Source organism: Agrobacterium sp. RC10-4-1, from assembly GCF_014138475.1.
Classification (GTDB): domain Bacteria; phylum Pseudomonadota; class Alphaproteobacteria; order Rhizobiales; family Rhizobiaceae; genus Agrobacterium; species Agrobacterium pusense.
Window position 1 is genome coordinate 550,808 of the sequence record NZ_JACJIT010000001.1, and the last position, 21,953, is coordinate 572,760.

The following is a 21,953-nucleotide window of genomic DNA, read 5'->3' on the forward strand; positions in this document are numbered from 1 at the left end:
TTTGTGCTTTTTCTTAGGGATAGTTTGGCAGTTCCGGCGCGCCGGATTCTCCGAAATGGATCGGCTCTTCGGCAGAATATTGCGAATATGCGCTGTGTGGCGACATTTCGCGAAGGTGCCGGGAAAGAGCCGGTCGCCGCTTCAGGCCATTGCCGCCCGCACGGTCGGGTCCTCTAACGTCTGATCGAGGGTTTTAAGCGTCCGTTCGATTATCGCATCGATCTCGCCATCCGTACAGCAGAGCGGCGGCGCGTAGCCGAGGATGCCGTTCGCGAAGGCGCGTACGATGAGGCCGTTCTCCCAGGCACGATCAAAAACCCTGCGGGCTGGTGCAGCCGCTGCCGGAAGCGGGGTTTTCTTCTCCTTGTCGGTCACAAGCTCGACGGCGGCAAGCATGCCGCGGCCGCGCACATCGCCGACCAGCGGATGGCTTCTCAGCCCTTCCAGCCCCGCCATGAGGCGCGCGCCGGCGCGGCGGCCATTCTCCAGCAGCCCGCCTTCGTAGAGCTTCAGCACTTCCAGACCCACGGCTGCGCTGACCGGATGAGCGGAATAGGTATAGCCATGGCCGACCGCCGCTTCGCCTGCGAAATCGGCAATCGTGTCGTAGACATGATCAGCCATGAATACCGCGCCCATCGGCACGTAGCCGGACGTGAGGCCCTTCGCCGCGGTGATGAAGTCGGGCACGATATCTTCGTCGGCGCAGGCAAAAAGCGGGCCGGTACGCCCGAAGCCGGTGATGACTTCGTCGGCGACGAAAAGGATGCCGTATGACTTGCAGAGGTCCCGCATGGCCTTGATCCAGCCGGGCGGCGGTACGAGCACCCCGCCGGAACCCTGAATGGGCTCCGCATAAAAGGCGGCGACGCGCTCCGGACCGATCGTCTCGATCTTGTCCTTCAGAATTTGCAGGGAGGAGGCGATGATGGCGGCGGGATCGCTTCCGGCCGGGTTGCGATAGGCGTAATGCGACGGGATTTTGTGCTGCCAGTCGTAAGGCACGCCGAAACCAGCATGAAACGCGGGCAGGGCGGTGAGGCCCGAGCCGGCGGTGGTGGAGCCGTGATAACCCTGTTCGATGGAGATGAACTGGTCACGCTGCGGCTCACCCCTGGCGTGCCAGTAATAGCGGATGAAACGGATGGTGCTGTCCACGGCATCGGAGCCGCCGAGCGTGAAATAAACATGGTTCAGGTCGCCGGGCGCTCGGTCGGCGAGCTCCGACGCAAGCCGGATGGCCGGCTCACTGCCAATGTCGAAATAGGCTGTGGCATAGGGCAATTCCCGCATCTGTCTGGCCGCGGCCTCAACGATGCTGTCATGACCATAACCGGCATTCACGCACCACAGACCGGCAAAGCCATCGATGAGCTGGTGGCCGGTGATGTCGGTGACGGTGGCGCCGCTTGCCGATTTCAGCACCCGCACGCCCAGCTTCTCATGGCCGCGGAAGGAGGAGACGGGGTGCACCAGATGGGCGCGGTCCAGTTCGATCAGGGAATTGCTTAACATGGGTCTCTCTCCGGATTCAGCCGAGTGCCTGGCTGGTCAATGCAAATGTTTTGAATTTTCTGCCGGGGGCGATGTCGGTCTTCGGTCGGCGCATGGCGATGCCGCCGCCGACATGGGCAAGACCATTTTCGACGAGCCATGGGGCGAGACCCGTATCGGCGGTGGTGTCCACCCGCAGGAACATGCCGGGGCGCTCGGCAATGACGAAAGCGATGAGGGCCTTTGCAGTTTCAGCATTTTCTGCCACGACCGGGCCTATGACCTCACCGCGCCCGAAGGCACGCAGGGCTGCAAAGCCCTTGAGGACGCCCTCCTGCCGGACTTCGGCAAAACGCGCTCTCGCGACAAGCGCTGCAAATAGTGCGGTGCGGTCCGCGCCGAACGCCTGCGCATCGAGCACCGCAAGCTCCCCTGGAACGACGGTCTCGAGCCAGGCGACACCCGCCGGCTTTTCGCCAGGAACAGGAACACCCTGATGCTGGAGCACTTCCCCCGAGGCGACGAAGCCCATTTTTTCATAGAGGGGAAGGCCATCGGCCGTGGCGACCAGGCGGCATTCGCGCTCCTCGGCGGCGCCGATCGCCGCATCCATCAGACGGCGGCCAAGACCGCGGCCGCGCATTGCCTCATCCACGATCACCATATTGACGGTGGCGCAGCCATCTCCCAGCAACGTCGCCATTGCGGATCCGACGACACGGCCGTTTTCGAGCGCGACGAAGCCATTGCTGATTGAAAGGACAAGCGCCCAGTCTTCCTTGCGATGCGGCCAACCGGCCTGGCGCGAGAGTTCGACGGCGGCGTCAAGATGGTCAGGTTGAAAGGACTGGATGTCGATGGGGCTGGCGTGCATGCCGAAACTCCGTTTGCTCTGCTGGTTCATTGATAGACTGAGGTTTGAAGAAGATTGTCCCGACAAATGGGAAGGTTCGATATGTTTCGCTGTTGCTTTTATCCGTTGCCGCATCTTATGCCGCCTGTCGTGCGCGCCTGGCGGCAAACCGGGCCGGGCGAGGGCATCCGGGTTTCTCCGCGCGCAACTCTCTGCCAAACTGGCAGCTACATACGCAACAATCTGCTTTCGCGACGGGCAATTGCGGTGCGCCGACGGGACAAAGGCTTTCTATGATCTCATTATTCCGGCCACACTCGATCCCCAATCAAGGATGACGACGACATGACCATCTTCCGCCCGAAATACATCACTTTCGATTGCTACGGTACGTTGATTAACTTTCAGATGGCCGAGGCCGCCCGCGATCTTTACGGCGACCGCCTGGATGAAGCGCAGATGCAGGAATTCATCAAGAATTTCTCCGCTTATCGTCTGGACGAGGTCATGCATGACTGGAAGCCTTACGCTGAAGTCGTTCACAACGCGCTGTCACGGACATGCAGGCGCAACGGCGTATCCTTCAAGGACGAGGATGCCATCATGACCTATGAGCGCGTTCCGACCTGGGGTCCGCACGCGGATGTCCCCGCTGGTCTGGCGAAGGTCGCCAACGAAATTCCGCTCGTCATCCTGTCCAACGCCATGAATTCGCAGATCATGTCGAATGTCGCAAAGCTCGGTGCGCCGTTCCATGCCGTCTATACGGCCGAGCAGGCGCAGGCCTACAAACCGCATTTCAAGGCTTTCGAGTATTTGTTCGACATGCTCGGCTGTGGTCCGGAAGACATTCTCCACGTCTCGTCCTCATTCCGTTACGACCTGATGTCGGCCCATGATCTCGGCATCAAGAACAAGGTCTGGGTCAATCGCGGCCACGAACCGGCAAACCCTTATTATGGTTATGTCGAGATCGCCGATATTTCCGGTCTCGCGGGTGTTGTCGGACTGTAAGGAAAGGACCAGGCCATGAAGCTCGTCTCCTACTGGCACGATACTGCCCCCTCTTTCGCGGGGGCGGCGGAAGGTCCTGTAGAGGGTCACTATGATGTAGCCGTCATCGGCGGCGGCTTTACCGGTCTTGGTGCTGCGCGCCAGCTCGCAAAAGCGGGCGCGCGCGTCGTTGTTCTGGAAGGGCAGCGGGTCGGCTGGGGTGCTTCCGGCCGCAATGGCGGGCACCTCAATAACGGCCTTGCCCATTCCTATCTTTCCGCCAAGGCGGAGCTTGGCAAGGAACGAGCCATTGCGCTCTACAAAGCACTGGACGCGTCAATTGACACGCTGGAGAGCCTGATCGCCGAGGAAGGTATCGACTGTAATTTCCGCCGGGCGGGCAAACTGAAGATGGCCTCGAAGCCGCAGCATTTCGAAGGGCTGGCGAGGAATTTCGACGCTGTCCACGCCGAGGTCGATCCCGATACGGAGCTTCTGTCCGCCGCCGATCTGACGGCGGAAATAGGATCGCCCTTTCATGGCGCCATGCTCTCGAAGAAGAGCGCCATGATGCATATGGGCCGTTATGTGGCAGGGCTCGCCGAAGCTGCCAGCCGTCATGGGGCGGTGATCTTCGAAAATGCGTCGGTGACGAAACACATCCAGAACGGCGGGCTTCACGAACTTGAAACCGCGCGCGGCAAGGTGACCGCGGACAATGTTCTCGTTGCGACTGGCGCTTACACGCCCTCCGGTTTCGGTTATTTTCGCCGGCGCATCATCGCCGTCGGCAGTTTCATCATCGCCACGCGGCCGCTGACGGATGCAGAAGTGAAGGCGTCGGTTCCGGGCAACCGCACCTATGTCAATTCCATGAACATCGGCAACTACTTCCGGCTGGCTCCGGATAACCGGCTGATCTTTGGCGGCCGTGCACGCTTCTCCGCCACGTCGGACCAGCGTTCTGACGCCAAGAGCGGAGCGATCCTGACGGAAAGCCTCCATCGCATTTTTCCCCAGCTTTCGCATGTGCCGATAGACTATTGCTGGGGCGGACTGGTGGACATGACCAAGGACCGCTATCCGCGGGCCGGCTATCACGATGGCGTCTGGTATGCCATGGGCTATTCCGGTCACGGGGCGCAGCTTTCCACACATCTCGGTATGGTGGTTGCGGACGCCATTCTGGGGCGGCCGGACAACAACCCGCTAAAGGGGCTTGAGTGGCCGGCGGTGCCAGGTCATTTCGGCAAGCCCTGGTTCCTGCCGCTCGTGGGTTTATATTACAAGATGCTGGACAAGATACAGTAGCCGGCCGCAATTTGTGGCCGCGCCAGCCAGGCGCGGCCTCTCCTCGGATGCCCCGGATGAACGGTCAACCCCCGCGCTTCAGTTGAAGGTGGGATACACCCGCTGCAACATTCACGCCGGTTCCCACTTCGGCGCTGATCGGCTGCAGGGCAAAGTTTTTGGCATTGCCGCCGATCAGCGCATTGGCGCCGAGGCCGACCCCGACCGACGCTCCTGCGGAAGCGCCGACATAATCGCCGCTCAGCGCGCCGTCACCCACACGGCTTGCCGCCGTGTTCAGCACGATCCAGCTCATATAGGTCTTGCCGGTCACGCCGATGTCGAGACCGAGCTTGCCGATCTTGCCCGTGTAGCGCTCAGTCTTTCCTGAGCGCTGGCGGAATTCGCAGTTCACCGCCTTGCTGGATCCGACGACGAGGCCGACGCCGCCGGCGATTTCACACGACAGCGTGCCGACACGCTCCTTCTGCGCGGTTTCCGTAGCGCGCTTGCCGTTGTGCTTCGTCTCGGCGGAAGCGAGTGGGGCAATGGCCAGCGTTGCAATTGCAGTTGCGAGAACGAGTTTTTTCATTGTCTGTCACTCCTGTTATCATTCACGAGGCGGATGCGTGGGGAAGAGGCATCCAGATAGGGAAAGGGCGGCTGCCGGATCGCCAGATCCGCAATGATCGGCCGCGATGCGAAACATTCCGCGATGATCACCGCACGTTCGAAGGCAGAGAGCGTTTCAACCTCGCCCGAGAGCACAATACGGCCCTCGACCGACGTGACGGAGATTGAGCTTTTCTCCTGTCCGTCAGCATAGGCGATTACGGCCTGCAAGGCGGCGCAGAGGCTGACCTCCTGCGGAAGGCAGCTTGCCGCCGGGGTTGCTTCGCACGCAAGCATCATGGTGAAACCTCCTGCCTTGAACATTGACGGTTCACTTGAATGCTTTTTTGACGGTATCCTTCGTCTGGCCCAGCTTTTCCTGCGCCTGGCCGGCCAGTTTTTCGGCCTTGCCTTCAGCCTGAAGCTTGTCATTGCCGGTGATCTTGCCGGCTGCTTCCTTGATCGTGCCCTTTGCCTGACGGGCGATACCTTCGATACGGTTATTGTCCATGACGAACTCCTTCCATCGTTTGAGCGTGCCGCGGTTGGTAACGGCATGATGGAAAGGTAGCCCTGGAATAGTGCTCCTTGCAGAGCATTAGCTACTAGTTCAACTGGTACAAATTGACCTATTTTGCGGGTGGCGAATGTTGTTTTTCCCGGCGGCCGGCAAAACCGCGCTCCCTAGCCCAGATGACCGCCGCCGTGCGGCGGTTGACGCCGATCTTGCCGTATAGCGACGCGATATGATTGCGGATGGTATGTCTGGACAGGTTCAACCGGTCGCTCATTTCCTTGTCGCTGCATCCGTCGCAGATCAGAGACAATATCTGCTCTTCACGCTCGGTGAGATCCTTGAGCGAAGCGGAAGATGACGCCCCGCGGGAATTCTGCCTGAGCCCTGCCAGCCGTTCCACCACGGTGCGACTGAACCATGATGTATCGGCCATGACGCTCTCGATCGCCTCGATCAGTTCGTTCTCGGAGCGGCGTCGCTCCGTCACATCCTGTATCGCCCAGATGACACAGAGCTGGTCATTGATCTCGGCGCGTTCTGCAGAAACGATACATTCGGCCGCGCCGCCATCGGCAAGGTTCATGCGCAGGTTCTCGTTGCGGATCGGGATATTGTCCTTCAGCCGCTTTTCGACATCGCGCCGTGCTGCCACATCGTCCCACAATTTCAGTTCGCTCGCCGTCTTGCCCACCACCTCGGCTTCCTTGCGTCCGCACAGCGTCAGAAATGCATCGTTGACTTCTGTCAGCACGAAATCTTCAAGCCTCGAAATCGCAGCCGGTGCGGGCGAGAGTCGGAAGGATTTGAAAAAGCGCTCCTCGCTCTGGCGAAGTGCATTTTGTGCTTTCCGGCGGCCGTCGAGATCGGCGAAGGTAAAAAGCATGCACGGCTCTTCGGCAACGGCGATGGTTTCTCCCGCCACGATCACCAGCCGGTCGCCGCCGGGAATGGGGATGAGCGCCTCACGCTGGCGTATGACACGTCCTTCATGCAGGCGTTTCAGCGCATCCTCGCCGGTATCGCATTCGGAAAACAGGCCGAGTTCCTCGACGCTGATGCCGATAATATCCTCCCGGCTGAAGCCGGTCATTTCCAGAAAGCCCTGGTTGACGCGAATGAAGCGCTGGTCTTCAAGCCTGCAGATGAGACCAGGTGCGGGATTTGCGTTAAAAGCACTCTCGAAACGTGCCTCCGCTTCGTAGCGCGGCGTCTCGTCACGAATGATCAGCACCAGCACATCCGGTTTCGCGCCGGCATCTTCCAGGATGAGGCCACGCACGGTGTGCACCCAGCATTCGGTTTCATCGTCACTCGGAGATATTTCCACAGTGACGTCTTCAAAGGTCTCGCCGGCAAGAAGCCGCTCAAGCGGATATTGCCCTGCGTCTAGAAGGTGATTATTGCGATACCGAAGCGTGAAATTCCGCCGGTAGCTTTCGGTATCGTCGCCGAGTTCGGATACCGATTCTATGCGGTGCATCACAAGCGCCGCCCTGTTGGCCCAGGCGATTGTTCCGTCGTTTTCGAGAAGGATCAGCCCGTCGCTCAGCCCGGTTACGAGATTTTGCAATACGAGCCGGTTGATCTTGGGAATGGTCACGCTGTCGTCCATGTCGCCCCTGGCATCTAGAAACTTTATGCCTTTATAACGCCAAGTTCCGCCAAGTGTTGCAAAGCCGGCATAGACGACACGATAACGCGCCGCTTGACCGCGATAAGCGCCGGAATCGGATGGTGCGGATTTGTTGGCTGTCCGTCATACCGTCACCTCAAGGCTCATTTTCGCCCCCTGCAAACGCGGCGGTGATCACTTGCTTATGGGCGCGCCCATCGGACATACTGCCTCTTGAACCACAGATGCCAAGGGCGAGACGACGCCAGAGACTTGAAGCTGGATCGCGCAGCCATCCGAGAAGATTGAGCCATGAATACCCGATTCCTCGAAACCTTTCTCTGGGCTGCCCGATTGAGCAGCTTTTCGGCAGCCGCGGAACGCTTGCACACGACCCAGGCATCTGTTTCAAACCGCATCGCCGCGCTGGAGCGGGAGCTCGGCGTCGTGCTGTTCACGCGTGATGTGCGCTGCGTCAACCTGACGCCCGCCGGTCGTCTGGCGCTGCAACATGCCGAAAAGATCGTCAACCTCACCGGCGAATTCCGGCAAATCGTCAGCAATCGGGAAGCGCTGAGGGGGACTGTGCGGATCGGTGCTGCCGATACGATCGTGTATGCCTGGCTGCCGCTTCTCATCCGCCGCATGAACGAGCAATATCCCGGCGTCAGTCTGGATCTGACAATCGATACCAGCCTGAAACTTTCACAGCGTATCCAGAACGGCGAGGTGGATGTCGGCTTCATCATGGGGCCGATCATGGCTGCTGACATCTATAACTCACCGCTTTGCACCTTCGAATCCTGCTGGGTGGGCGCGGTCGAACTGCCGCTGCCGGAAACCGGCGTGACGCTTGAAGATATCGCGCATTTTCCGTTGCTTACCTTCTCCACCGGCTCGCAGCCGCATCAGGCGTTGCGGGCGCTTCTGGATTCGCACGGCCTGTCCGACAGCCGGATTTATAATTCGAATTCGCTGTCGATCATGACACGCCTCGTGGCCACGGCCGTCGGCGTCGGTGCGCTGCCGCGTGTCTTGGTGGACGGCATCATCAAATCTGGCGAAGCGCGTATTCTCGACATCACGCCATCGGTGCCGCCCCTGACCTTTCACACGGTTTACCAGGAGCGAGGCGACAATGCGCTCGCCCGCGCGATCGCCGACATGGCGACGGAAATCGTCAGTGAAACCACGATTCAGTGGATGACCGCCGCAGCTTAATTTTTATGCTGCATTGCAAGATGATTAATCTATAAGCTTATCTTATGGGTTTCGATAGAGTTTTTCCGTTTGTCACGAAAACAGTTCCCGTTCTTAATTCTCCTCGCAACATGAGAGGAGAGCAACGTGAAAGTCTCACTTGTTCAAATGAATACCCAGAATGACAAGGCAGAGAACCTGAAGGTTGCTGCCGATTTGATTGAGAAGGCAGTCAAGGCGGACAATCCAGACCTTGTTGTTCTTCCTGAATACTTTGCATTTCTTGGAGATAATCCTCAGGAGATGCATGAAAGCGGCGAGGAATTTCCCGGCGGTGAAATCTATACGCTGCTTTCGGGGCTCGCGAAGAAGCATGCCATAACGCTCCATGCCGGCTCCATCGTTGAGAAGGAAGGCAACCGCTTCTATAATTCGACCCTCGTTTTCGGCCCTGATGGCAAGCAGATCGCCCGTTATCGCAAGATTCACCTGTTCGACGTCGATACGCCGAACGGCATCAGCTACCGCGAATCCGATTCCGTCGCCCGCGGCGAAGAGGTCGTAACCTATAAGGTTGGCGACAAGACGGTCGGTTGCGGCATCTGCTACGATATCCGCTTCCCGGAACTGTTCCGTGCGCTGCGGGACAAGGGCGCGGATGTCATCGTTCTGCCGGCTGCATTCACGCTGATGACGGGGAAGGACCATTGGGAAGTGCTGGCCCGCGCCCGCGCCGTCGAGACGCAGACCTATTTCCTCGCCGTGGGACAGATCGGCACCCATGCGGGTGGAAAGAAAGCCTGCTGGGGACATTCCATGGTCATCGATCCGTGGGGTCACATCGTCGCGCAATGCTCCGACACTGTCGGGACAGCCGGCGCCGCTCTCGACTTCGACTATTCGGCCAAGGTGCGCGCCAACGTGCCGGTGGCGAACCACCACGTTCTCTGATCGGAGAAAGACCCAATGTTTATCGTCAACCCCATGCCGGAACAGATCGGCCCCGACGTCATCGAACTTCTTGAAAAGGTCGAAGTCGCCACGATTGGCCATGTGCTCCATTCCGGTTTCGTCGATCCTGAAATCCGGGCGGTCCTTCCGGGCAAGCGCGTGGCGGGCACCGCCGTCACGCTTCGCATCCCGAATGCGGATTCGACCATGCTGCACTACCTGACGCAACTCGTGCGTCCGGGCGATATCGTTCTCATCGACCGTTGCGGTGATACTCGCCACGCCTGCTGGGGCGGCGTCATCACCAACACCATGAAGATGGCCGGTGTCAAAGCCGGTGTCGTCGATGGTCCGGCGACCGATTTCTCGGAGTTCACGAAGGTGGACATGCCCATGTGGTGCCGCGGCCCGTCGCCGATCACCACGAAGATCCTCGGTCTGGAAGGCGCGATCAATATTCCGATCAGCGTTGGCGGCCAGGTAATCAATCCGGGTGATGCGATCCTGTGCGATGAGAGCGGCGTGGTCGCCCTTCATCCGAGCCAGGCTCGCGCCATGGCGGAGCGCGCCATCGGCATGCAGGAAGCCGAGATCGTGCTTCTGGAGCGCCTGCGCAACGGCGAGAAGCTGCCGGATATTTCGGGCGCCAATAAATTCGTCCAGGCCAAGCTCAGCGCCTGACACAGGCTTACGGGTGGCGGATTCGTTCGCCACTCCCAATAACAATAGAGGAGAACAGGACAATGAAGAAAACGATACTTCTGAGTGGGATTCTCATGCTCGGTGCGGCTGCCCTGCCGGCGCAGGCCCAGCAGACCGTGACGTTCCTCGGCTATAGCGGCCTTTTCCAGGAGCGTTACACGAAGGCCGTCATCGAGCCTTTCATGGCCGCCAACCCTGACATCAAGGTCGAATATTTCCCGCAGCAGGGTTCTGCCGCCATGCTCGGCTCGCTGCGCGCCCAGAAAGCTGCACCGCAATCCGATATCGCGCTGATGGATGTTTCTGTTGCCAAAACCGGCACGGATGAAGGCCTGTTCGACACGATCGATGAAAGCGTGACGAAGAATGTCGCCGACCTTTATCCGAACGCGCGCTTCGAAGGTGTGGCCGGTGTTGGCGTGACTTTCGACAATCTGGTTCTCATCTACAATACCGATGCGGTCAAGACCGCCCCGGACAGCTGGAATGCCCTGAAAGACAGCGCCTTCAAGGGCAAGGTCGCCATGCTGAGCGCCCCTGACATCGTCGGTATCGGCACGACGATCATCATGGATCACATGAATGGCGGCAAAGACTTCATCAAGAATATCGACGCCGGCATCAGTGCGATGGCGGAAGTCGCGCCGAACGTCCAGACCTGGGAACCGAAACCGGAAGTCTATCCGAATGTCGTCAATGGCCAGGTATCGCTGGGCGTGGGCTGGAACGCCCGCAGCCAGGTGAATGCCGATGGTTCCAAGGGCAAGATGAAGGTCGTTCTTCCGAAGGAAGGTACGATTCTCCAGATCAATACGCTCAACCTCGTCAAAGGAGGCCCTTCGTCCGAGGCGGCCCGCAAGTTCGTCGATTATGCATTGAGCCCGGAAGCCCAGGCCGCCTTCACCGCCGCCATGTATTATGCGCCGACCAATGCCAAGGCGACGGTGGCTGCCGATGTCAGCGATCGCACGGTCGTCAAGGCGATGGACAAGGTCATTCCGGTTGACTGGATCGGCCTCTCGAAGGTTCGTGACCAGATCACGCAGGACTGGCGTCGCAAGGTCATTCCGCTCAGCCGCTGAGGCTTTTCGCGCCTGGCGTGAGAAATGGCAAGACTTCCGCACCCCTTATCGGCTGCGGAAGCAGCATACCAAACCCCTCGGCTCATCTTCCCCACCGACGCTCGGGTCGGTGGGGAGGTGGGTCGGCGCGCAAGGGACAGGACATGTTCAAGACGCCAAGTGTCTGACATGCTCTGGAGAAAGGCAAAAAGCCAGAATGGGAACTTCAGACATCATGCAGCCAGGATTTCTCTCAATTCGTTCGCTGACCAAGCGCTATGAAACCATGGTCGCCGTGGATAATCTCAATCTCGAGATACCCAAAGGCGAACTGGTCGCCTTTCTCGGTCCGTCCGGCTGCGGCAAGTCGACGTCGCTGCGCATGATTGCCGGGCTTGCCCCGGTGACGTCGGGCTCGATCCTGATCGATGGCAAGGACGTAACCCGGCTTGCGCCCTACAAGCGCGATATTGGCCTTGTCTTTCAGAGCTATGCGCTGTTCCCGCATATGACGGTTCTCAAGAACGTCATGTTCGGTCTTGAAATGCGCAAGGTGCCGGCTGCGGAAGCGGAACGGCGTGCCCGTGAGGCAATCGCCATGGTTCGTCTGGAAGGGCGCGAGGACCGCCGACCGGCCCAGCTTTCCGGCGGCCAGCAGCAGCGTGTCGCACTGGCACGTGCTCTCGTCATCCAGCCCTCCATTCTCCTGTTCGACGAGCCTCTTTCCAATCTCGACGCCAAGCTGCGCGACGAGATGCGCTCTGAAATCCGCCGTATCCAGAAACAGCTCGGCATCACTTCAATCTTCGTCACCCATGATCAGGTGGAGGCGCTCAGCATGTGCGACAAGGTCGCCGTCCTCAATGGCGGGCGTCTGGAACAGCTCGGCACGCCGCATGACCTCTACGAGCGCCCGGCGACGGCATTCGTCGCCTCTTTCGTCGGCCGCACCAACCGCCTGGTCGGAAACGCGGTCGGCGATCACATCACGGTCGGTGATGCGGTATTGCGGGCGCCCGGTTCGCACAATGGCAAGATCGACCTTATGGTCCGGCCGCATCGCATGGCCATGACGGTGGCCGGTGACGTCGCGCCCGATTTCGAGGGAGCGCCGGTCAATCGTATCGCCGGTGAAGTCCGCGATGTCTATTATGCCGGTGACATCCTCCATTACGAGATCGCCGCGGGCGGCCAGACGCTGTCCGTAGAGCGTGCCACATCAGGCGGCGAAACGCCGGTGGCGGCGGGCAGCGCAGTCAGCCTCGTCTGGCGCGTGGAGGACACGCTGGTCTTCGGAGCAAACCAATGACAGCGGCGGTCATGATCACGGCTCCCGGCAGCCGCACATCCTCCATGGTGTTTCTCGCAACGCTTCTTCTCGGGCCGATCATTGCGGTCAACGGCCTTGCCTTTGTGATGCCGGTCTTCAACCTGCTCCTGCTTTCCTTCCGCGAAAGCCTCGGCGGCGGCGGTCTTGGCGAAGCCCACACACTCGACAACTGGACATCGACGCTGACCGACGGTTTTTATATCGAACTGATCGGCCAGAGCATTCTGACCAGCCTCTTGATCACCGTCCTCACGCTTATCGCTTCCTATCCCATCGCGCTCTATCTTCACCGGGCGCAGGGTCGCTGGAAGACGCTGCTGCTGGTACTGGTCATCTCGCCGCTTTTGACCTCGGCCGTGGTGCGTACCTATGGCTGGATCGCGATCCTTGCCGATGACGGCCTCATCAACAATATCCTCTTCGCATTCGGTGCGGAAAGCGGTGTGCGGCTGCTGTTCAACAAGGTCGGCGTTGTCATCGGTCTCACCGAAATCCTGATGCCCTATATGATCCTGGCGCTGCTTGCCGGTTTCGGCAGGCTCGATCCGCGTGTCGAGGAGGCGGCCGAAACACTCGGCGCATCGCCCTGGAAGGTGTTCTGGCGCATCATCGTGCCGCTCACCATGCCCGGTGTCGCGCTCGGTTGCCTGCTCTCTTTCGTCCTCGCCGTCAGTTCGTTCATCACCCCCAAGCTGCTTGGCGGCGGGCGTGTCTTTCTTCTCGCGACGGAAATTTACGATCAGGCCATCGTGACGCTCAACTGGCCGCTCGCTGCGACGTTGTCGATGATCATTCTCGTGATCTTCGGTGCAGCTCTGGTGCTTTATTCCCGGCTTCTGCGGGCCATTCTTTAGGGGAGATCAAAGATGGAAGAACGTCCCGTTCCGCTGGCGCTGAAAATCGTCGCCTTCATCATGTTCGTTTTTCTGCTGGCGCCCGTGGTGCTCGTGGTGCCGATCTCGTTTTCGGCCGATAGCTACATGGCTTTCCCGCCTTCGGGCTGGAGCCTGCGCTGGTATGTGGATCTCATGCATAATTCGAAGATGATGGGAGCGCTGGGCACCAGCACCCTTCTCGCCATCATCGTCACCGTGCTGTCCATGCTGATCGCGCTGCCGGCCTCCTATGCCATCGTTCGCATGCGGGTCATCGGCGCGGACGCGCTTCTCGCCTTCTTCACCGCGCCGCTGCTGCTGCCGACAATCGTTCTCGGCCTTGCGATCCTCATCGTCTTTGCCGGTGCCGGTCTGCTCGGCACCTTCACCGGTCTGGTGATCGCGCATCTCATCATCGTGCTGCCTTATGCGCTGCGTGTGCTTACCACCTCGCTTGCCGGCCTGCCGCTGATCTTCGAAGAGGCCGCCTCCACCCTGGGCGCATCGCCGCTCACGGTTTTCCGCCGCGTGACCATGCCGATGATTGCGCCGGGTGTCGTGGCGACGGCGGCGCTTTCCTTTTTGGTGTCGTTCGACGAAGCCGTGATTTCGCTGTTCCTCACGGGTCCGCGCATCACCACGCTTCCAGTCGCGATGTATCAGCATGTGGAGACGCAGGCGGATCCGCTTGTTGCGGCCATTTCCGTTCTCTTGATCGTGCTCACACTTGCCGTCGTCTTCATCGTTGACCGCACGGCGGGCCTGACAAAGACTTTTGTGAAGTAAAGTCGCGGGGGTCGCCGGCCGGTGCCGGCTGCCCCTGACTGGCAAAGGGGAAGATTTCATTCCCGTTTATCAACACCGCTGCTGCATCGGTGCGACTCGTCGCGCCTGTTGATCTCGCTTGGAACGACGAAGGCAAAGGTAAGCCCATGGCCGAGACCCCCTCCACGGAATTTGATGTCGCCGTCATTGGCGCCGGTGTCGTCGGTTGCGCGGTCGCCCGCCGTTTCGCACTGGCCGGTGCGAAGGTGGTGGTGATCGAAAAAGGCCCCGACATCCTCTCCGGCGCTTCCAAGGCCAATAGCGCCATCCTCCATACCGGTTTCGATGCGCCGGAAGGCAGCCTGGAGCTGGAACTGGTGAAGGCAGGCCGGGCGGAATATCTCTCCATTCATTGCCGGATGGGTCTCAGCATCGTCGAAACGGGCGCACTGGTCTGCGCCTGGAACCCGGGCGAAGCGGAAAAACTGCAGGCGATCGCCGAACAGGGGCGGCGCAACGGCATTGCCGGGCTTGAGTTACGCACGGCCGAGCAGGCCCGTGAAGCCATGCCGGGCCTGTCCGGCCGCCTTGTCGCCGCACTTGACGTTCCGGGCGAACATATCATCGATCCCTGGTCCGCGCCGCTCGGCTATCTCACGCAGGCGGTGGCGTTGGGTGCCCAGCTGCTGCGCAACGCGGAGGTCCTGTCCGGTGCATTCGACGGCGTGTGGCAGATAGAGACGACGGCGGGCACTATATTTGCCGCCAGCGTCGTCAATGCCGCCGGGCTGTTCGGAGATATCGTCGACGCACGTCTGGGATTTCCGCCCGACTTCACCATCAAGCCCCGCAAGGGGCAGTTCGTGGTGCTTGATAAAGCTGCCCGTCGGCATGTGCCGCGCATTGTTTTGCCCGTTCCGACCGAAATCACCAAGGGCATCGTGGTGTGCCCGACCGCCTTCGGCAACGTTCTTGTCGGTCCGACGGCGGAAGAGCAGGAAGATCGCGAACGCGCGGCGGTCGAGACGGCGACGCTGGAAGGACTGCTGGAACGCGGTGCGGAAATCGTTCCCGCGCTGGCCTCCGTTTCCGTGACCGCTGTTTATGCTGGTCTGCGCCCGGCGTCTGAAAAGAAGCACTACCGGATTTCCACCCGGCCAGACCGGCGGGCGATCACGCTCGGCGGCATTCGCTCCACGGGCCTCAGTGCCGCGCTCGGACTGGCGCAGCATGCGCTGAGGCTTCACGAAGGTTTCGGTACGCGTTTTAACCCGCCATCCTCAATCCCTGAAGTGACGATGCCCAATCTGACCGAAACCTGCGGGCGGGACTGGCAGCGTGCCGATCACGGCGAAATCGTCTGTCATTGCGAACTCGTCACCCGCCGGGAAATCGAGGCGACATTTTTGAGCCCGGTGCCATCCGGCGATTTCGGAGGCCTGCGGCGGCGTACCCGCGCCGGCATGGGGCGCTGTCAGGGCTTTTATTGTAACGCGCGGTTGGCTGCGATGACCGGCGACCGTCTGGCAACGCCGCTTTCCGTCCGGGAGGGAGCGGACCTATGAGCGCCGGGGAGCCGTTTCAGCGCGTGCATCAAAACCTTGAGAATGCAGATGTCATCGTGGTCGGCGGCGGTCCGGCGGGCGTGGCTGCGGCGCTTGAGCTGAAAGCGCGCGGTATCCCCCGCGTGATGATCCTCGACCGCGAACCCGCTCTCGGTGGCGCCACCCGGCATTGCGTGCATTCGCCCTTTGGCATGCGCGAATTCGGACGCGTCTATTTCGGCCCGGCTTATGCGCAACGCCTGCAGCGGCAGGCGCAGGAAGCGGGTATCGATATCCGCACCGGTCATTCCGTGGTCGAACTGCGGCAGGATGGCACGCTGCTGGTGACATCGGCACGCGGCGTCGAGACACTGAAGGCCCGGCGTATCGTGCTGGCCACGGGCGCGCGGGAAAAACCACGCTCCGCGCGGCTTCTGCCGGGTGACAGGCCGGTGGGCGTCCTCACCACCGGCACGCTGCAAGCCTATGTCGCCTTTCACGGCATCATACCATTTCGCCGGCCGCTGATCGTCGGTTCGGAACTTGTTTCCTTTTCTGCGCTTTTGACCTGCCTTACGCATCATGCCCGGCCGGTGGCGATGATCGAGCCGGAACCTTATCCACTCGCGCGTTGGCCTTTTCGATGCTTCCCGCCGGTTGTTGGGGTGCCCTTTCATTGTGGCGCCGCACTCACGGATATCCGCGGACGCGGCCGGGTCGAGGAGGCGGATATCCGTCTGGTGGATGGTCGTATCCTGACAGTTCAGTGCGATGGTGTTCTGCTCACCGGGCGATTCACGCCGGAGGCGGCGCTTCTCGATGCATCCGCGGTGGAGGTGGCGGCAGGCAGTGCCGGGCCGTTGATCGACCAGGACGGGCGAATGGCCAATCCGATCTTCTTCGCCGGCGGAAATGTCTTGCGGGCCGTGGAAACGGGCGGCTGGGCGTTTCGCGAAGGCCGTCGGGTTGGCGCGGCGGTGGCAAACGATCTCGCCCGGGCACCCTGCAGCGCGCCGGGGGTGCCCGTCACCTTCGCCGATCCGCTCAAGCTGGCGGTTCCCGCCATGTTACGGCCGGGCGGGCTCGACAGACCCGCATTTCATGACTTTCAGCTTCGTTTCACCAGAAGCGTTCGAGGCCTGCTTTCGCTTCATCTCGATGGAAAGGAAGTGTGGAGCAAGACCGGCCAGTGGTTCCCTGAACGCCGTGTGCTTGTGCCCATTCCCGCCGCGGCGTTTGAAGCGGCTCAGATTTCCTTTCATTTTCAGGAGACCACTTGATGCGCGTTGCGGCGATCGACCAGGGGACGACGTCAACCCGGTGCCTTGTGGTGACCGATGGCGGCAAGGCGGAGGTTGTGGCCAGTCGGCGTCACGCACAATTTTACCCCGCCGCCAATCATGTTGAGCATGATCCGGAAGAACTGCTTGTTAATATCCGCGCGGTGCTCGCCGCCGCCGGGCCGGTGGACGCCATCGCCATTGCCAATCAGGGCGAAAGTTGTCTGGCGTGGGATGCCGTCAGCGGTGAGGCGCTCTCGCCAGTCATCGTCTGGCAGGATGCCCGCACCGCCCAAACGCTGGCCGCCCTGCCGCCCTCGGCAACACATCTTTCGAAAGAGATTTGCGGGCTGCCTCTCGATCCGTATTTTTCGGCCAGCAAACTGGCCTGGCTGGTCAGGCACAATCCGGCAGTGGCAGAGGCGAAGGCAGCCGGGCGTTTGCGGCTGGGCACCACCGACGCGTTCTTTCTGGACCGGCTGACGGGCTGTTTCCGCACCGACCTTGCGACGGCGTCGCGCACGGGGCTGCTGGATCTTTCAACCGGAGACTGGAGTCCGGAGCTCTGCGCGCTGCATGGCGTGACGATGGATTGCCTGCCCATGGTCGGCCCTGTCGACGGCGGCTTCGGCTCGATCGAGGGAACGCCCATCCGCGTTTCCATCGTTGATCAGCAGGCCGCACTTTATGGCCACGGCTGCCGCACGGCAGGCGATTGCAAGATAACTTTCGGAACGGGGGCGTTTCTGTTGTCCGTTGCCGGTAACGGGCGCCCATCGACGGGAGAGCTTCTGCCAACAATTGCCTGGCAGATGCAGGGCGCGCCTGCCGTTTTCGCCATTGAAGGCGGCGTCTATGATGCCGGCGCGGCGGTCGAATGGGCGAGAAAGATTGGCCTCTACGCTGAAAATGCCGAAATCGATTGTTTTGAGGGGCCATCAGCCATTCGCCGTGGTCTCGCGTTCGTACCCGCGTTTTCTGGCCTTGCCGCGCCTTATTGGGACAGACACGCCGCGCCGCTGTTCATCGGTATGAACCACGCCACCGAGCGGAGTGACATGGTGCGCGCGGTGCTGGAAGGCATTGCACTGCTGACGGCGCGGCTGATCGAAGCGGCATCGGTTGTTGCTCCCATAGGCGACACGATCTCCATCGATGGCGGCCTGTCGAACAGCCGCTATTTTGTCCGTTTTCTGGCAGCAGCCAGCGGCCGGACCATTTGCGTGCCGGCCATGCGCGAGTTGACGGCGCTAGGGCTGGCCGAACTGTGCGGCATTGATGTCGCCGCCATGCGGCGCGAGACCGAGATATTCGCGCCCGATGGATCGGTCGGCGCCGAAGATCATGCCCGGTTCGCACGCGCCATAGACAATGCCCGCTGCTGGGGGCGGTAAGCCGCCTCGGCAACAGCTGTCACGTCTCCCTTGGCGTAGAGGGACCAGTGGGTGGAATTGAACAGGCGACAAAGGCGACGAAATTTGATAAATTACAAGTCGGCCGGTTGCTGTTTGACGCACGGGTGAAAGTCGCCGGGCGTTCCCATACTGCCAGCCGGATCATGGCGCAGGAGGAGAAGTGCTATGACGGCATTCCATGTCATGGCCGGTGCGAGTGGCGAATTTGCCCGCCCGGAAGTCCGCAAGATTGGTATTGCAGATATAGCCGACGCGTTAAGGCTGGGACTGGAGGACTTTAAAGAAAAGCCGTCCCATTATTTTTTTCTCTGTCTCATGTATCCGATCGCCGGTGTTTTCATGGTGATGTGGAGTGCCGGCGCTAATATGCTGCCGCTGATCTATCCCCTGATGTCGGGTTTTGCACTGATGGGCCCAGTTGCGGCGATCGGCCTCTATGAAATCAGTCGACGGCGCGAACAGGGGTTGGATAGTTCGTGGCGGCACGCGCTGGAGGTTCGTAACTCTCCGGCACTGCCGTCGATCATCGCGGTCGCCGTCATGCTGCTTGCGCTTTTCGCCGTCTGGCTGATTGTTGCGCAGCGCATATACTCCGTGAATTTCGAGGCGACGGCACCGGTTTCGCTCTCCACCTTCCTCTCCGATGTATTGATGACCCCGCAAGGACTCTCTCTCGTCATCTGGGGCAATCTGGCTGGCTGCGTTTTTGCCGCCATCGTGCTGGCGACAACGGTGGTGACGTTTCCTCTGCTGCTTGATCGGGATGTCGGCGCGGTCGCGGCGGTGGATGCAAGCATCCGTGCCACGCTTGCCAACCCGGTTCCGGTGGCGCTGTGGGGCTTGATTGTCGCTGCGCTGCTCGTTCTCGGGACGATCCCGGCATTCATCGGTTTAGCGGTTGTCGTGCCCGTTCTCGGCCATTCTACATGGCACCTTTATCGGAAAATGATCGTCCCCGATTATTCCAGCCGTGTGCCTTGAATTTATCGAGCAAACCTGTCGTGCCGTTCTTGCGGTGATGACGGGTAACCTTCGAAAGCGGCGGTTCGTAAGATCGGCGCAACCACATTCAGGATTGTGGAAGCAGCACGCCAACGGCAAATTCTTCCTCGGTTGCCGTGTGGCCTGCCTGTGTCTTGCGATATTCGCTGGGCGTAAAACCGCGCTCGGTTCGAAGCGTACGGGAAAGGTGGGGTGCGTCGCAAAAGCCGGTGGCAAGCGCGATCTGGGTGATGGGGTCGTGCGTGGTGCGCAGGAGCGAGAGCGCCCGGTCGAGACGGAGCTCCAGATAGACCTTGGATGGCGTGGCCTTCAGATCATTGAGGAAACGCCGCTCGAGGCTGCGGCGGCCAAGGCCGAGGTCGCTTGCCAGTTCCAGCACGGTCTTGGGAATCTCGATATTCTGCTGCATCCGCAGGATCGCTTTTTTGACAAGGGGATCGCTGGCCTTACGTGTGCTCTGCTGGCCGGGCTGGGGTTTCTCACCGCTCAGCGCGCTGTCGATCATCATGATGTTTAGGCTCTTGATGGCGGCGGATTGGCCGACATGGCGCTCGACGAGGAAAGCCGCCAGATGCGCGGCACCATGGCCGCCCGAACAGGTCAGCCGGTCGCGGTCGATGACGAAGATCTGGTCTGAGATCATCCGAACCGTATCGAAACGGTCGAGAAAATCCTGGTGGTGGAACCAGCTTACGCAACAGCGATAGCCATCGAGCAGGCCCGCTTCGTGGAGGATGAAGACGCCGGTGCAGAGGCCGACAATGGGAACGCCTGACGTTGCGCGGTCTTTCAGGAAGCGAAGTGCTTCCGGCGGCAGGGCGCTATGATCGCTGATCAATCCGCCGACAACGACGATGTAGTCGTAGTGACCGGCATCGCTCAGCCGCGTATCCGGCTGCACTTTCACGCCGCAGCTCGACTGCACGCTGCCGAGCGTTGCGGAGAGCACCGACCATTCGCAGAGGATGGGTCGGGAGCGGTCCGCCTCGTCCGCGGCAAGGCGCAGCACGTCGACGAAATTCGCAAAGGCTGACAGCGTGAAGCGGTCGGCAAGCAGGAAGGCGACGCTGAGGCGTTTTTTGGCGGCGTGCGATTTCATGACGCAAATATTCATGCAAACAGACGCGATTGTCCAGCCGGGCGATGGCAAATGATCCTAGCTTTTACGACAACAGATTTTCCAACCGTCGGGTCCGATCATGACGCGTTTTAATGCTTTCAGTCTTTTGAAGAATGCCCTGACGGGCAATAAAAACTGGGAAGAACAATGGCCCGACAGCCAGCCGAAGGCCGAATACGACGTGGTCATCGTCGGTGCCGGCGGCCATGGTCTTGGGGCGGCCTATTATCTGGCCAGCCAGCATGGCATCACCAATGTTGCGGTCATCGACAAGGGCTGGCTTGGCGGCGGCAATACCGGCCGTAACACCACGATCATCCGCTCCAACTATCTCTATGACGAAAGCGCCCGCCTTTACGATCACGCCGTTGATCTATGGGAAAATCTCAGCCAGGAACTGAACTACAACGTCATGTATTCGCGGCGCGGCGTGCTGATGCTGGCCCATAATGTTCACGACGTGCAGAGCTTCAAGCGTCATATCCACTCCAACCGTCTGAACGGCGTCGACAATCGCTGGCTCACGCCTGAAGAATGCAAGGAATATTGCCCGCCCTTGAGCCTTTCGCCTTATGCGCGTTACCCTGTCATGGGGGGCGCATTGCAGGAGCGTGCGGGCACGGCGCGCCACGATGCGGTCGCCTGGGGTTATGCGCGCGGTGCCGCCGCCCGCGGTGTCGATATCATCCAGAATTGCCCGGTCACCGCTATTCGCCGCAACGCCGACGGTTCCGTTGCCGGTGTCGAGACGGCGAGGGGCTTCATCAAGGCAAAGAAGGTCGCAGTCTCCGCCGCCGGCCACACCTCTGTCGTCATGGATACGGCCGGTGTCCGCCTGCCGCTCGAAAGCTATCCGCTGCAGGCGCTGGTATCGGAGCCGATCAAGCCGATTTTCCCCTGTGTTGTCATGTCGAACGCCGTGCACGCCTATATCAGCCAGTCGGACAAGGGCGAACTGGTGATCGGTTCGGGCACGGACCAGTATACGTCCTATTCGCAGCGCGGTGGCCTGCCGCTGATCGAGCATACGATCGCCGCCATCGTCGAAATCTTCCCGATCTTCAACCGCATGCGGATGTTGCGCAAATGGGGCGGCATTGTCGACGTCACGCCGGATCGCTCGGCCATCCTCGGCAAGACCCCTGTCGCTGGTCTTTATGTGAATTGCGGCTGGGGCACCGGCGGGTTCAAGGCCACGCCGGGCGCTGCCCACACTTTCGCCTGGACCATCGCCAAAAACGAACCGCACCCGATCAATGCGCCGTTCACGCTGGAACGCTTCCGATCCGGCCGCCTGATCGACGAGGCCGCCGCCGCCGCCGTGGCGCACTGAGGAT

Annotated in this window: 21 protein-coding genes; 14 read left to right on the top strand and 7 right to left on the bottom strand. The window is 60.6% G+C overall.

Annotation, left to right across the window (positions count from 1 at the left end; all coding sequences use genetic code 11):
- Positions 1–141: 141 nt before the first annotated feature.
- Both FHW77_RS02540 and FHW77_RS02545 read right to left on the bottom strand, forming a co-directional pair.
- Positions 142–1,515: an aspartate aminotransferase family protein gene (locus FHW77_RS02540; RefSeq protein WP_004445438.1), complete on the bottom strand. Its 1,374-nt coding sequence runs from the start codon at positions 1,513–1,515 to the stop codon at positions 142–144.
- A 16-nt stretch (positions 1,516–1,531) separates the two neighbouring features.
- Positions 1,532–2,368 carry a GNAT family N-acetyltransferase gene (locus tag FHW77_RS02545; protein ID WP_004445436.1) on the bottom strand — a complete coding sequence of 279 codons (837 nt, stop codon included), beginning with the start codon at positions 2,366–2,368 and terminating at the stop codon, positions 1,532–1,534.
- Between the two features lie 324 nt (positions 2,369–2,692).
- On the opposite strand from FHW77_RS02545, the gene FHW77_RS02550 reads away from it, so the two are divergent.
- Together FHW77_RS02550 and FHW77_RS02555 are read left to right on the top strand one after the other, a co-directional pair.
- Positions 2,693–3,361 carry a haloacid dehalogenase type II gene (locus tag FHW77_RS02550; protein WP_004445435.1) on the top strand — a complete coding sequence of 223 codons (669 nt, stop codon included), beginning with the start codon at positions 2,693–2,695 and terminating at the stop codon, positions 3,359–3,361.
- A gap of 15 nt (positions 3,362–3,376) precedes the next feature.
- On the top strand, positions 3,377–4,651 hold the full coding sequence (locus tag FHW77_RS02555; protein WP_004445434.1) for an NAD(P)/FAD-dependent oxidoreductase: 1,275 nt from the start codon (positions 3,377–3,379) through the stop codon (positions 4,649–4,651).
- Positions 4,652–4,715: 64 nt separating this feature from the next.
- Here the strand turns inward: FHW77_RS02555 and FHW77_RS02560 are convergent, their stop codons facing one another.
- The 4 genes from FHW77_RS02560 to FHW77_RS02575 form a co-directional block, all read right to left on the bottom strand.
- The gene (locus FHW77_RS02560) at positions 4,716–5,222 is read right to left on the bottom strand and encodes a DUF992 domain-containing protein (RefSeq protein WP_004445433.1); all 507 of its coding nucleotides are present in this window, start codon (positions 5,220–5,222) and stop codon (positions 4,716–4,718) included.
- On the bottom strand, positions 5,219–5,566 hold the full coding sequence (locus FHW77_RS02565) for a BON domain-containing protein (protein WP_100911191.1): 348 nt from the start codon (positions 5,564–5,566) through the stop codon (positions 5,219–5,221). The genes FHW77_RS02560 and FHW77_RS02565 overlap by 4 nt, the downstream gene beginning before the upstream one ends.
- Positions 5,567–5,573: 7 nt before the next feature.
- Positions 5,574–5,753, bottom strand: a complete 180-nt coding sequence (locus FHW77_RS02570) for a CsbD family protein (RefSeq protein ID WP_004445431.1) — start codon at positions 5,751–5,753, stop codon at positions 5,574–5,576.
- A gap of 118 nt (positions 5,754–5,871) precedes the next feature.
- Complete coding sequence (locus FHW77_RS02575) at positions 5,872–7,371, bottom strand: helix-turn-helix transcriptional regulator (protein ID WP_004445430.1); 1,500 nt, start codon at positions 7,369–7,371, stop codon at positions 5,872–5,874.
- Between the two features lie 312 nt (positions 7,372–7,683).
- Here FHW77_RS02575 and FHW77_RS02580 point away from each other — a divergent pair, with 312 nt between their 5' ends.
- From FHW77_RS02580 to FHW77_RS02630, 11 genes are all read left to right on the top strand, one after another.
- The gene (locus tag FHW77_RS02580) at positions 7,684–8,592 is read left to right on the top strand and encodes a LysR family transcriptional regulator (protein WP_004445429.1); all 909 of its coding nucleotides are present in this window, start codon (positions 7,684–7,686) and stop codon (positions 8,590–8,592) included.
- Between the two features lie 147 nt (positions 8,593–8,739).
- Positions 8,740–9,522 (top strand): carbon-nitrogen hydrolase family protein, encoded by a 783-nt coding sequence (locus FHW77_RS02585; protein WP_037091354.1) that lies wholly within the window; start codon positions 8,740–8,742, stop codon positions 9,520–9,522.
- Between the two features lie 15 nt (positions 9,523–9,537).
- A complete protein-coding gene (locus FHW77_RS02590) occupies positions 9,538–10,203 on the top strand; it encodes an RraA family protein (protein WP_004445424.1) in 666 nt (221 codons plus the stop codon).
- A gap of 62 nt (positions 10,204–10,265) precedes the next feature.
- Positions 10,266–11,306: an ABC transporter substrate-binding protein gene (locus FHW77_RS02595; protein ID WP_004445422.1), complete on the top strand. Its 1,041-nt coding sequence runs from the start codon at positions 10,266–10,268 to the stop codon at positions 11,304–11,306.
- A 214-nt stretch (positions 11,307–11,520) separates the two neighbouring features.
- Entirely contained in the window at positions 11,521–12,594 is a 1,074-nt protein-coding gene (locus tag FHW77_RS02600) for an ABC transporter ATP-binding protein (RefSeq protein ID WP_004445420.1), read from the top strand.
- Positions 12,591–13,469: an ABC transporter permease gene (locus FHW77_RS02605; RefSeq protein WP_004445419.1), complete on the top strand. Its 879-nt coding sequence runs from the start codon at positions 12,591–12,593 to the stop codon at positions 13,467–13,469. Before FHW77_RS02600 ends, FHW77_RS02605 begins: the two co-directional genes overlap by 4 nt.
- A gap of 12 nt (positions 13,470–13,481) precedes the next feature.
- Entirely contained in the window at positions 13,482–14,276 is a 795-nt protein-coding gene (locus FHW77_RS02610; protein ID WP_004445418.1) for an ABC transporter permease, read from the top strand.
- Between the two features lie 146 nt (positions 14,277–14,422).
- Entirely contained in the window at positions 14,423–15,820 is a 1,398-nt protein-coding gene (locus FHW77_RS02615; protein WP_004445417.1) for an NAD(P)/FAD-dependent oxidoreductase, read from the top strand.
- Positions 15,817–17,079 (top strand): NAD(P)/FAD-dependent oxidoreductase, encoded by a 1,263-nt coding sequence (locus tag FHW77_RS02620; RefSeq protein WP_004445416.1) that lies wholly within the window; start codon positions 15,817–15,819, stop codon positions 17,077–17,079. Before FHW77_RS02615 ends, FHW77_RS02620 begins: the two co-directional genes overlap by 4 nt.
- A complete protein-coding gene (locus tag FHW77_RS02625; protein ID WP_004445415.1) occupies positions 17,079–18,473 on the top strand; it encodes an FGGY family carbohydrate kinase in 1,395 nt (464 codons plus the stop codon). The genes FHW77_RS02620 and FHW77_RS02625 overlap by 1 nt, the downstream gene beginning before the upstream one ends.
- 186 nt (positions 18,474–18,659) lie before the next feature.
- On the top strand, positions 18,660–19,475 hold the full coding sequence (locus FHW77_RS02630) for a DUF2189 domain-containing protein (protein ID WP_100911190.1): 816 nt from the start codon (positions 18,660–18,662) through the stop codon (positions 19,473–19,475).
- 88 nt (positions 19,476–19,563) lie between these two features.
- Here FHW77_RS02630 and FHW77_RS02635 read toward each other — a convergent pair whose 3' ends face one another.
- Complete coding sequence (locus tag FHW77_RS02635) at positions 19,564–20,610, bottom strand: GlxA family transcriptional regulator (RefSeq protein ID WP_004445412.1); 1,047 nt, start codon at positions 20,608–20,610, stop codon at positions 19,564–19,566.
- A gap of 85 nt (positions 20,611–20,695) precedes the next feature.
- Here FHW77_RS02635 and FHW77_RS02640 point away from each other — a divergent pair, with 85 nt between their 5' ends.
- A complete protein-coding gene (locus FHW77_RS02640) occupies positions 20,696–21,949 on the top strand; it encodes a sarcosine oxidase subunit beta family protein (protein ID WP_004445408.1) in 1,254 nt (417 codons plus the stop codon).
- The last annotated feature ends 4 nt before the right edge of the window (positions 21,950–21,953 follow it).

Bases quoted from the DNA above. Each gene is read 5' to 3' on its own strand.
- FHW77_RS02540 (WP_004445438.1), bottom strand. From the start codon at position 1,515: ATGTTAAGCAATTCCCTGATCGAACTGGACCGCGCCCATCTGGTGCAC.
- FHW77_RS02545 (WP_004445436.1), bottom strand. From the start codon at position 2,368: ATGCACGCCAGCCCCATCGACATCCAGTCCTTTCAACCTGACCATCTT.
- FHW77_RS02550 (WP_004445435.1), top strand. From the start codon at position 2,693: ATGACCATCTTCCGCCCGAAATACATCACTTTCGATTGCTACGGTACG.
- FHW77_RS02555 (WP_004445434.1), top strand. From the start codon at position 3,377: ATGAAGCTCGTCTCCTACTGGCACGATACTGCCCCCTCTTTCGCGGGG.
- FHW77_RS02560 (WP_004445433.1), bottom strand. From the start codon at position 5,222: ATGAAAAAACTCGTTCTCGCAACTGCAATTGCAACGCTGGCCATTGCC.
- FHW77_RS02565 (WP_100911191.1), bottom strand. From the start codon at position 5,566: ATGTTCAAGGCAGGAGGTTTCACCATGATGCTTGCGTGCGAAGCAACC.
- FHW77_RS02570 (WP_004445431.1), bottom strand. From the start codon at position 5,753: ATGGACAATAACCGTATCGAAGGTATCGCCCGTCAGGCAAAGGGCACG.
- FHW77_RS02575 (WP_004445430.1), bottom strand. From the start codon at position 7,371: ATGGACGACAGCGTGACCATTCCCAAGATCAACCGGCTCGTATTGCAA.
- FHW77_RS02580 (WP_004445429.1), top strand. From the start codon at position 7,684: ATGAATACCCGATTCCTCGAAACCTTTCTCTGGGCTGCCCGATTGAGC.
- FHW77_RS02585 (WP_037091354.1), top strand. From the start codon at position 8,740: ATGAATACCCAGAATGACAAGGCAGAGAACCTGAAGGTTGCTGCCGAT.
- FHW77_RS02590 (WP_004445424.1), top strand. From the start codon at position 9,538: ATGTTTATCGTCAACCCCATGCCGGAACAGATCGGCCCCGACGTCATC.
- FHW77_RS02595 (WP_004445422.1), top strand. From the start codon at position 10,266: ATGAAGAAAACGATACTTCTGAGTGGGATTCTCATGCTCGGTGCGGCT.
- FHW77_RS02600 (WP_004445420.1), top strand. From the start codon at position 11,521: ATGCAGCCAGGATTTCTCTCAATTCGTTCGCTGACCAAGCGCTATGAA.
- FHW77_RS02605 (WP_004445419.1), top strand. From the start codon at position 12,591: ATGACAGCGGCGGTCATGATCACGGCTCCCGGCAGCCGCACATCCTCC.
- FHW77_RS02610 (WP_004445418.1), top strand. From the start codon at position 13,482: ATGGAAGAACGTCCCGTTCCGCTGGCGCTGAAAATCGTCGCCTTCATC.
- FHW77_RS02615 (WP_004445417.1), top strand. From the start codon at position 14,423: ATGGCCGAGACCCCCTCCACGGAATTTGATGTCGCCGTCATTGGCGCC.
- FHW77_RS02620 (WP_004445416.1), top strand. From the start codon at position 15,817: ATGAGCGCCGGGGAGCCGTTTCAGCGCGTGCATCAAAACCTTGAGAAT.
- FHW77_RS02625 (WP_004445415.1), top strand. From the start codon at position 17,079: ATGCGCGTTGCGGCGATCGACCAGGGGACGACGTCAACCCGGTGCCTT.
- FHW77_RS02630 (WP_100911190.1), top strand. From the start codon at position 18,660: ATGACGGCATTCCATGTCATGGCCGGTGCGAGTGGCGAATTTGCCCGC.
- FHW77_RS02635 (WP_004445412.1), bottom strand. From the start codon at position 20,610: ATGAATATTTGCGTCATGAAATCGCACGCCGCCAAAAAACGCCTCAGC.
- FHW77_RS02640 (WP_004445408.1), top strand. From the start codon at position 20,696: ATGACGCGTTTTAATGCTTTCAGTCTTTTGAAGAATGCCCTGACGGGC.